The following is a 7,279-nucleotide window of genomic DNA, read 5'->3' as shown; positions in this document are numbered from 1 at the left end:
GGCCGGGAGGTGACGTCGAACCTAGAATCGAACGCATGAACGATCCAGAGTCGCGGCTCGCGCTGCTCCGTTTCCTGGAGCGCGTGCAGGAACGCGACCTGGCACGCACCCGTCGATGGATCGCGGACGAGGAACGCCGCCAGGCCGAACACCGGCACGGTCTCCTGGCCAGGCCGCCCGCTCCGGACTGGCTGATCGAACGCGGGCTGTCCGGACGCGCAGCCGCGTACGTCCACGTCGGCGGCTGCTGGAACGCGGGCCGGCGCAGCAAGGGCGTCGACCGCGACCACGCCCGGCGCGCACTCGCCGAGGGGATCAAGGCCTGCCCGCAGTGCCGGCCGGACACGGAGCTCGGTTTCGTGGAGGGGTAGAGCGGCCGCGTTCGCGCGGAGCGCGACGGCGGAGCCCTGTGCCCCGATGATGCTCCTATCGCTGTCAAGCGGCTTGGAGCCAGTCGCGGTAGGCGTGGGCGAGGTCGTCGTCCCTTCTGAGGCCTCTTTCGACTCTGGAAATGGTGGTGGGCCAGACTCCGAAGTGCTGCGCGACGGCGGTGAGGGTGATGTTCTTGGTTTGTCGCAGGGGCCGCAGGTCGGCGATGCCGGGGGTGGTGACCGTGGTGGTCAGGCAGCGGAACATCTCCCGGGCGATGGCCCGTTTCAGGAGCCGGATGATCTCCTTCTTCGTCCGGCCCGCGGCGGTCTGCCGTGCCACGTATGCGCGGGTGTGGGAGTCGCTGGACATGCGGACCAGGGCGATGCGATAGAGGGCGGCGTTGGCTGCCCGGTCACCGCCTCGGGACAGGCGGTGCCGGTTGGTCCTGCCGCTGGAGGCGGGGACCGGGGCGGCTCCGCAGAGGGCTGCGAAGGACGCTTCGGTCCGCATGCGTTCGGGGTTGCCTCCCGCCGTGACCAGCAGCTGGGCTGCGGTGTCGGGGCCGACTCCGTGAGCGGCCCGCAGACCGGGGTTATGGGTGGTGACCTCGCTGTCCAGGGCCTTGGTGAGGGCATCGTGCTCGGCGGTCAGCTCTTTGACGCGTCGGGCGAGGCTCTTCAGCGCGGTGAGGACCGCGACGTGGACCGCGTCCCCGGTCGGCCGCAGCCGGGCCAGGGCGTCGGTGCGGGCTGTTCCTTTGAGCTGTCCGTATCGGGCGCGGATGCTCTCGGGTGCGGTGATGAGGGTGTGGGTGATCTGGTTCAGGGCGGCGGTGCGTGCCTTGACGGCGGAGCGGGCGGCGTTGTGCAGGGCGCGTATGCCGGCGACGGTCTCGTCCTTCGGCGCGGCTTGGGCTCGTCCGGACAGTGCGGCCCGGGCGGCGGCATAGGCGTCGATGGGGTCGGACTTTCCGATGCGGCGGCGTTCGGCCCGGTCGGGCCGGTTGACCTCGATGACCTGATGCCCGTGCGAGCGGGCGACGCGGGTGAAGCCGGCGCCGTAGGAGGCAGTGCCTTCCACTCCGATCGCCCTCACGTGGCCGTGGGCGCTCAGAAATGCCAGAGCCGCAGCGTATCCGGCTGCCGTGGTGGTGAACTCGGCGTCGGCGAGGTGCCCGCCGTTGTCGCTGATGACCGCGACGTGGACGGTGTCGGCATGGGAGTCGACCCCGCCGAACACATCCTGCTCTGCGGTCTCCTCTGCGACCTCTGATGTCATGCTGGTAATGCCTTCCCAACCGGAGGTGGGCACCGGCCGGGTGGCGCAGACAGGACATTGAAGGGGCTTCTGACCAAGCTCCTATCAGGTCATGTTCCGCCCGGCCGGAGCCATGAGAACAGGTCCCGGCGACCGGACAGAACAACACGAGGACAGCCCAGTAGGGCGTCAGTCAGTGCCCGGGTCACGACCACCGGAACCCGAGTATCAGCATCAATGTCAGTGCCCGGGGTTATGGTCGCGAGCGCGCGGCCGGCTTCCGGGGGTTCCAGCTCCGCAGGGAATGGTTGCATCCCCGGCCTGTCAGGGGGCGGCCCGGAGAAGTCGTCCGGGACCCAACCGACGACCGGGCTTCGTCGATGGCCAGGAGGAGACCCGCCAGCGCCGGCCGCGCGGCACGTCGCCGGGGATGCGAGGTGGGGGCCAGGGGGCCACGGCGTGCCGTCGGCGGGTCACCGCCGAGCCCTGTCACGCAACCGTGTGCGCTCCAGGTCCGCCTCGCTCCACTGACGCAGCCGCAGGTGTTCGGTGTGGCGCTCGGGGTGCCGGGTGGTCACAGCGTCCCGCTCCTTCGTGTGTCCTTGCCGGGCCCGGCCGGCAGCGCCCGGAGCCCGTCCGCCGCCGTCGCCTCCGCCTCCGCCTTCTTCCCGTCCTCCGCGATCCGCCGCATCAGCACGGCGTACCCCGCCCCGGCCGCCGTCCCGAGCACCGCGCAGGATCCCCACAGCCACTCCGCCCCGAACCGGTCGATGACGAACCCGGACAGCAGCGGGGCGACGAGGGCGGCCACGGACCAGGACATCGTGTACATGCCCTGGTAACGCCCGCGTCCGTGCGCCGGGGACAGCCGTACGACGAGACCCGTCTGCGTGGGCGCGTTGACGATCTCCGCCAGTGTCCACACGCACACCGTGAGCGCGATGACCCCCACCGACCCCGCGAAGGCGGTGAGCGCGAAGCCGTACCCCGCGAGGAGGGACGAGACGACCAGCAGTCGGCGGGGATCCCTGTGCTCGATGAAACGGGTGACGGGGATCTGGAGGACGACGATCAGCACGCCGTTCACGGCGATCGCCATGCCGTACTCGGCCGGGGAGAAACCGGCCTCGCCCATGGCCACCGGCAGCCCCACCGACCCCTGCTGGAAGATCAGCGCGATCAGGAAGGACAGCCCGACGACGCTCATGAACCGCCCGTCGCGCAGTACGGTGCCCAGGCTCACGGAGTCGTCGACTGCGGCGGCCCGCACCGCCGGCTCGGCGGGCTTGGACTCAGGCAGCCGCAGGAAGACGAGGATCGCGCAGGCCATCGTCATCCCCGCCTCGATCAGGAACCCGGCGCGGTAGCTGGCCTCGGCGATGAACCCGGCGGCCATGGAGGAGACGGCGAAGCCGAGGTTGATGGCCCAGTAGTTGAGGGAGAAGGCGCGGATCCGGTCCTCGGGCCGGACGATGTCCGCCATCATCGCCTGCACGGCGGGCCGCGAGGCGTTGCTCGCCATGCCGACCAGGAAGGCGACGCCGGCGATCGCGACGGGGTCGTGCACGAAGCCCAGCAGTGCCACGGACACGGCGGTCGAAGCCTGCGCGATCAGCAGCGTCGGCCGCCGGCCCAGCCGGTCCGCCATCACCCCGCCGCCCAGCGAGGAGACCACCCCGCCGAGTCCGTGCAGGGCGGCGACCAGACCGGCGTACGTGGCGGAGTAGCCGCGGTCGAGGGTCAGGTACAGCGCCATGAAGGTGGCGACGAAGGCACCGAGCCGGTTGACCAGCGTGCTGGTCCACAACCACCAGAACTCGCGAGGCAGCCCCGAGACCGTCTCCCGGACGGCACGTCGGGCACGCAGGACGTACGGCATGGATCCCCCCGGAGCGACAAGTGTCAGCGGCGCTGACAGCCGCACTGCGTAAGCGGCACTAATGGGCAAGCGCAAATTACAAGCCTCCGGTTGACGGGGACCACTCAATTAGCAGATCCAGTCAAACGTCCGCCTGCCGGGCAGCCACGCGAACGGGCGAAAGCGTGGATTACGCTCTGGGGCATGGCCGACGCACCGTACAAGCTGATCCTCCTCCGCCACGGCGAGAGCGAGTGGAACGCGAAGAACCTGTTCACCGGCTGGGTGGACGTCAATCTCAACGAGAAGGGCGAGAAGGAGGCAGTCCGCGGTGGCGAACTCCTGAAGGACGCCGACCTCCTCCCCGACGTGGTCCACACGTCGCTCCAGAAGCGCGCGATCCGCACGGCCCAGCTGGCCCTGGAGTCCGCGGACCGCCTCTGGATCCCGGTCCACCGCTCGTGGCGCCTGAACGAACGCCACTACGGCGCCCTGCAGGGCAAGGACAAGGCCCAGACGCTCGCCGAGTTCGGCGAGGAGCAGTTCATGCTGTGGCGCCGGTCCTACGACACCCCGCCCCCGCCGCTCGACGTCGACGCCGAGTACTCCCAGTTCTCCGACGCGCGCTACGCGACCCTCCCGCCGGAGCTGCGCCCGCGCACGGAGTGCCTGAAGGACGTCGTCGTCCGCATGCTCCCGTACTGGTTCGACGCGATCGTCCCCGACCTGCTGACCGGCCGCACGGTCCTGGTCGCGGCCCACGGCAACTCCCTGCGCGCCCTGGTCAAGCACCTGGACGGCATCTCCGACGCGGACATCGCCGGCCTCAACATCCCCACGGGCATCCCGCTCTCCTACGAGCTCGACGCCGACTTCAAGCCCCTGAACCCGGGCGGCACGTACCTGGACCCCGAGGCAGCGGCAGCGGCCATCGAGGCGGTCAAGAACCAGGGCAAGAAGAAGTAAGCCCCCACGAATAAGCCCCCTGTCTGCGGGTTCTCCGCTGGGAGGGGGCTTATCTGTGCCGGGCCTGGAGGGCGCCCGGCGAGGAAAGAAGATCCGCACCACCGTCCAGGACGACGTCCATGATCGGGCCGCCGACCTGCTCCCAACGCGACTTCACCGCGTCGCGGCCGAACGAGCGATGGGTCGCGGACTTCACCTATGTCGCCACCTGGCCCGGGATCGTCTACGTCGCGTTCGTCGTGGACGTCTTCTCCCGGGCGGTCGTCGGCTGGTCCGCCGCCACCAGCAAGCGGGCCAAGCTCGTCCGCGACGTCCTCGACGTCCTCGATGCCCTCGACATGGCGTTGTGGCGCCGTGACCGGGCCGGAGTCGGAACTCCCGCTGGCCCGGGGCTGGTTCATCACTCGGCCGCGGGCAGTCACCAGGATTCCGTCCACGATCAGCACGGTGTCCTTGCGGAACCGCTTGCGTTGCTGGAGGGCGAGCGACGGCCCGAGGTGGTCGATGATGCGGTCGGCCGCGGACTTCGACGCCCCGAACAACGGCGCCAGCTGCCGCAGGGTCAGGTTGGTCCGCCAGTACGCGGCGACCAGCAGCACACGGTCCTCCAGCGGCAGGCTCCACGGCCGGCCCTTGCGCACCGGATCTGCACCCTCCCGCCGGAGCGCGGTGATCAACTTGTCGAACTGGCGCGGGCTCAACCCGCTGAACGGGGCTATCCAGGAAGGCTCCGACACCGAGATCACACCAGCCACGTCGAAATCATCGCACCGCAGCGTGCCCCGCCAGCAGGCCCCCGCCTCAGTGGAACTCGTGGACGACCTGAATCTCGCCGACGATGTGGGCGTTGAAGTCGTCCAGTTCCTCGGCCGGAACCCAGAGCTCGAGGATCGTCTGCCCACCGGCCTGCTGGATGGGATACCGGCTCAAGAACTCCGACTCGACCTCAAAACGAGTGACGAAGCCGGCGCCATCGTGCTTCACGTTCCAGTCCCGCGCGATCCTGACTGCGTAGTCCTCGTTGAGGACCGGGTAGAAGATCGGCTGCTCGGGCAGCCGGGGCGGCCAGGCACGCCAGTTCAGCTCCCGAACCAGATCCAGCTCCTTGGGGCCGGTGGGGCGCCATAGGGTCGTTACTTGCTGGCTGGTCATCTGCATCGCTCTCTGCGTAAGCCGCTGGTGCGGCGAGTCGGGAGAGCGGACGATACCGGCACCGCGAACTCATCAGCGACGCAGTTTCCGCACCGTAACCAGCAGTTATGGGACAACCCTCAGATGTAAAGCGCTCGGGCGCGGGCTCCCAGCGGGGGGGGGGTGCCCCTATGGGTTTCGTCATCCCGTGGGGGCAGGTTGGGGGTCGTAGAAGGTGCCGTCGCGGAGCATCGCGAAGAGCACGTCGGCTCGTCGTCTCGCGAGGCAGAGGAGGGCTTGGGTGTGGTGCTTTCCCTGAGCGATCTTCTTGTCGTAGTAGGCCCGCGAGACCGGGTCGGCCAGGGCCGCGAACGCGGACAGAAAGAAGGCTCGTTTGAGCTGCTTGTTTCCCCGGCGGGAGGGCTGTTCGCCGCGGATCGACGAGCCCGAGCTGCGGGTCGCCGGAGCGAGTCCGGCGTAAGCGGCGAGGTGGGCGGCGGAGGGGAAACTGCTGCCGTCGCCGACATCGATGAGGATCCTGGCTCCGGTCCTGACGCCGATGCCGGGCATGGACGTCAGGACCTTGGAAAGAGGGTGGGCCTCCAGCAGTTCCTCGATCCTCGTGGCGAGGAGTTTGCGCTGGTCGAGGACGGCTTTCAGCGAGCTGGCGAGGCTGGGGACGATCAGGGCGGCGGCGTCCGTGCCGGGGACGACGACGGTCTGTTCGTCGAGCGCGGTGAAGATGTCCTCGACCAGCCGCTCGGCCATCCGCGGAGCCTTCGGGCGTATCAGGCTGATCAGTCGGCGCCGTCCGGCCTTGCGGATCAGGGCCGGCGAGCCGAACCGGTCCAGCAGTTGGAGCACGGCCGGGTGCTGGATGCGCGGGCCCAGGACGCGTTCGAGGTGCGGGTGGATCTGGGTGAGCAGGCCACGCAGCCGGTTGCTGATGCGGGTGGCCTCGCCGGCCAGGTCGTCGTCGAAGCCGACGATCATCTCCAGCTCGGCGATGGTCTCGTCATCCAGCTCGATGGAGCGGAGCGTGTGCGGCATCGACCGGGCGGCGTCGGCGATGACGAAGGCATCGCGGGCATCGGTCTTGGCTTCGCCGGGATACAGATCGGCGATCCGCCGCATCGTGAGACCGGGCAGATAGGCGACCTGGCAGCCCACGGCGCGGGCCACCGCGATGGGCAGGGCGCCGATGGAGGCCGGCTGATCGACGACCACGAGCACGGTGCCGTGCTTGGCCTGCAACTTCGCGAAGAGCTCGCGGAGTTTGGGTTCGCTGTTGGGCAGCCGCTTGTCGAAGGCCTTCTTCCCGGTCGGGATGACGGCGGTGGCGTGGTGTTCGCCCTTGCCGACGTCCAGGCCGAGGAAGGCGCCGATGTCACTGGTGTCGATCACGTGCAGTCTCCGGTCGTACTCGCCCGGCCGTCCAGCGGCACCGATCGCCACATCCACATTACGAAGAGCCTCCCTGCTTCCGGAGAAGCCGGTGGTCATGCCCCTAATCAGCGGTCTGTCGATGCCTCCGGAGCTGGTGACACCACCCCCCGGGCCATGCGTTCCAATGCCGTTGCTTTTGAGGCTGTCGGCCGGTTGAGCCGGTGTGCTGATATCCCGTCTGGAGCGGTTGGGGCTGGGCGCCTTGACCCGATCGTGCCCGCCAGAACTGGTGGACCGGGTGGTCAATGA

Annotated in this window: 7 protein-coding genes and 1 pseudogene; 2 read left to right on the top strand and 6 right to left on the bottom strand. The window is 69.2% G+C overall.

Going from position 1 to position 7,279, the window contains the following annotated elements; all coding sequences use genetic code 11:
• Positions 1-35: 35 nt before the first annotated feature.
• Entirely contained in the window at positions 36-371 is a 336-nt protein-coding gene (locus C1J00_RS34605; RefSeq protein ID WP_102912914.1) for a DUF6233 domain-containing protein, read from the top strand.
• Between the two features lie 64 nt (positions 372-435).
• On the opposite strand, the gene C1J00_RS34600 is transcribed toward C1J00_RS34605, so the two are convergent.
• Positions 436-1,650, bottom strand: a complete 1,215-nt coding sequence (locus tag C1J00_RS34600) for an IS110 family RNA-guided transposase (protein ID WP_102912913.1) — start codon at positions 1,648-1,650, stop codon at positions 436-438.
• 553 nt (positions 1,651-2,203) lie between these two features.
• Positions 2,204-3,508, bottom strand: a complete 1,305-nt coding sequence (locus tag C1J00_RS34595) for an MDR family MFS transporter (RefSeq protein WP_245936615.1) — start codon at positions 3,506-3,508, stop codon at positions 2,204-2,206.
• A gap of 183 nt (positions 3,509-3,691) precedes the next feature.
• On the opposite strand from C1J00_RS34595, the gene C1J00_RS34590 reads away from it, so the two are divergent.
• Entirely contained in the window at positions 3,692-4,453 is a 762-nt protein-coding gene (locus tag C1J00_RS34590; protein ID WP_102912912.1) for a phosphoglyceromutase, read from the top strand.
• A gap of 49 nt (positions 4,454-4,502) precedes the next feature.
• Here C1J00_RS34590 and C1J00_RS47270 read toward each other — a convergent pair whose 3' ends face one another.
• From C1J00_RS47270 to C1J00_RS34575, 4 genes and pseudogenes are all read right to left on the bottom strand, one after another.
• Complete coding sequence (locus C1J00_RS47270) at positions 4,503-4,649, bottom strand: hypothetical protein (protein ID WP_245936616.1); 147 nt, start codon at positions 4,647-4,649, stop codon at positions 4,503-4,505.
• 295 nt (positions 4,650-4,944) lie between these two features.
• Positions 4,945-5,094: pseudogene (locus tag C1J00_RS48130) on the bottom strand (helix-turn-helix domain-containing protein); the annotation flags it as partial.
• 160 nt (positions 5,095-5,254) lie between these two features.
• Positions 5,255-5,611, bottom strand: a complete 357-nt coding sequence (locus C1J00_RS34580; RefSeq protein WP_102912910.1) for a hypothetical protein — start codon at positions 5,609-5,611, stop codon at positions 5,255-5,257.
• A 174-nt stretch (positions 5,612-5,785) separates the two neighbouring features.
• Positions 5,786-6,988 carry an IS110 family RNA-guided transposase gene (locus C1J00_RS34575; protein WP_107501883.1) on the bottom strand — a complete coding sequence of 401 codons (1,203 nt, stop codon included), beginning with the start codon at positions 6,986-6,988 and terminating at the stop codon, positions 5,786-5,788.
• Positions 6,989-7,279: the final 291 nt, after the last annotated feature.

The organism is Streptomyces cahuitamycinicus, assembly GCF_002891435.1.
Taxonomy (GTDB): Bacteria; Actinomycetota; Actinomycetes; order Streptomycetales; family Streptomycetaceae; genus Streptomyces; species Streptomyces cahuitamycinicus.
The sequence above is the reverse complement of the archived record's forward strand: the minus strand, read 5'-3'. Positions and strand labels throughout refer to the sequence as shown.

Coding starts and splice junctions, on each gene's coding strand:
- C1J00_RS34605 (WP_102912914.1), top strand. CDS start 36: ATGAACGATCCAGAGTCGCGGCTCGCGCTGCTCCGTTTCCTGGAGCGC.
- C1J00_RS34600 (WP_102912913.1), bottom strand. CDS start 1,650: ATGACATCAGAGGTCGCAGAGGAGACCGCAGAGCAGGATGTGTTCGGC.
- C1J00_RS34595 (WP_245936615.1), bottom strand. CDS start 3,508: ATGCCGTACGTCCTGCGTGCCCGACGTGCCGTCCGGGAGACGGTCTCG.
- C1J00_RS34590 (WP_102912912.1), top strand. CDS start 3,692: ATGGCCGACGCACCGTACAAGCTGATCCTCCTCCGCCACGGCGAGAGC.
- C1J00_RS34580 (WP_102912910.1), bottom strand. CDS start 5,611: ATGCAGATGACCAGCCAGCAAGTAACGACCCTATGGCGCCCCACCGGC.